Source organism: Polaromonas sp. CG_9.11 (genome assembly GCF_015752225.1).
Taxonomy (GTDB): Bacteria; Pseudomonadota; Gammaproteobacteria; order Burkholderiales; family Burkholderiaceae_C; genus Polaromonas.
Genome location: NZ_JADOVE010000067.1, coordinates 1 through 1,699 on the forward strand (window position 1 = coordinate 1; position 1,699 = coordinate 1,699).

1 protein-coding gene, 1 tRNA gene and 1 pseudogene are annotated in these 1,699 nt (G+C 51.9%); 2 read left to right on the plus strand and 1 reads right to left on the minus strand.

The features are described from left to right. Positions 1 to 208: 208 nt before the first annotated feature. Positions 209 to 634, plus strand: a complete 426-nt coding sequence (locus IWX85_RS20105; RefSeq protein WP_231380055.1) for a response regulator transcription factor — start codon at positions 209 to 211, stop codon at positions 632 to 634. 276 nt (positions 635 to 910) lie between these two features. Continuing rightward, a tRNA-Arg gene (locus tag IWX85_RS20110) sits at positions 911 to 987 on the plus strand. 260 nt (positions 988 to 1,247) lie between these two features. On the opposite strand, the pseudogene IWX85_RS20115 reads toward IWX85_RS20110, so the two are convergent. Next, positions 1,248 to 1,699: pseudogene (locus IWX85_RS20115) on the minus strand (DDE-type integrase/transposase/recombinase); the annotation flags it as partial.

Below are 1,699 nucleotides of genomic sequence, written 5' to 3' on the forward strand. Positions count from 1 at the left end.
CGGGTGTTCACTCGCTACGACAAGAATGATGAGATGTTTGCTGCCTTTATTACCGTTGCACTCATTGCCGAGGTGCTTCGGTAGCGTTAACACGCTCTAGTGGAACCTTTATACATACTGCCTGGTTTGCCGGGAATGACTTAGTGATGGTCGGTGCAGGCCTTTAACGCATCCGGAATTTTCCGATGGTGCTTGTCAGGCAACAAGCATGGCGCCCACCATCAATGAGCGGCACACTGGCGTGATGGATCAGGAAAATGCATCGTTAAGGATTTTTATTGCAGACGATTCGCTTTTTATACGGGATCGCGTGGCTTTGATGCTCGGAGCCAGCGCCATGACCGTCGTTGGCCAAGCCGAAACACCCCAGGATTCGATCGAAGGCATTCTTGCCGTTTACCCTGATGTGGTGGTGCTGGACGTTCAACTCGAAGGGGGGTCTGGCTTACAAGTCTTGCGGGCAATACGCCATGCCGCGCCAGATATTGCATTTGTGATTTTCAGCAACAGTTCTGACCCGATCTATCGAAAATGCTACCTGGGTGCCGGGGCCGAGGATTTTCTGGACAAAACCCACCAATTCGACCAGCTCGCGAAGGCGGTACTCAACGCCTCGCAGCAAGCCAACAGTTGAGATTTTTCGATGGGCTGCTTGCTGCCGGGGCTGGCATAGAGTTTCATGCTAAGAGACCATTTTGTGAACTGGCGGTTACGATTTTTTTGGTCTAGCGTAAGTCCTGCGCTGTTCACGGTTAAGCCCATCTAATTAACACGTCATTTGTTTAAAAACGAAAAAAACTTGATGTGGTCATTTTTGATAAAATCCGTATCGCCAGCATCAGCCGAGATTTATCTTCTTCCTTGAATGCGATCGATCAGGGGCAATAACTACGCTATAATTTAAAACTTGGCGGCTGTAGCTCAGTTGGATAGAGTACTTGGCTACGAACCAAGGGGTCGTGGGTTCAATTCCTGCCAGCCGCACCAGACGATAGCCCTAGAACAGCGATGTACTAGGGCTTTTTCGTTAGCCCTCAGTTTTCCTCGTGTGGGACTTTTGGGGGACTCGCCAAATTTCCCCTCCACTCATGCTGCCTCTTCAGCATTCCCCAACTGAGATCATCATCTTGCTCATCTTGCTCATCTGGCTTGCTGATGAGCTCCAAAACATCTCTAATCTCCTTGAACTGGACTGTTGTATAGAGTTCAGTGACCTTGCCCCTGGATTGCGTATTCCATAACCGAGCTCATGAGTTGGCTTGCCTGGCAAGCCATTCGCTTTCGAATTGCATCGGCCTAACATAAGCCAGCGTCGAATGCAGCCGGACTTTGTTGTACCAGAGCAGCCACGAAATAGTTTCATCCTGTGGAACAGCACCCCGGCGTGCTTGCCCGGATGGCGCTTGAACCAGGCCATGCGCAGCGCATCGATAACGATGGTTGAGGTCATGTCGCCCCGCAGTGACCAGCCCACCACTTGGCGGCTGAACAGGTCAATCACCACGGCCAGGTAAAGCCAGCCCTCATCAGTGGCGATGTACGTGATGTCGCCGACCCAGACTTTGTCAGGCTCGGCCACAGCGAACTCGCGGTTGAGCAGGTTGGGCGAGATTGGCAACTTGTGATTGCTGTCGGTCGTCACCTTGAAGCGCCGTTTTCCCTTGGCCCGGATGCCGTGCAACTGCATGAGCTTTTGCAC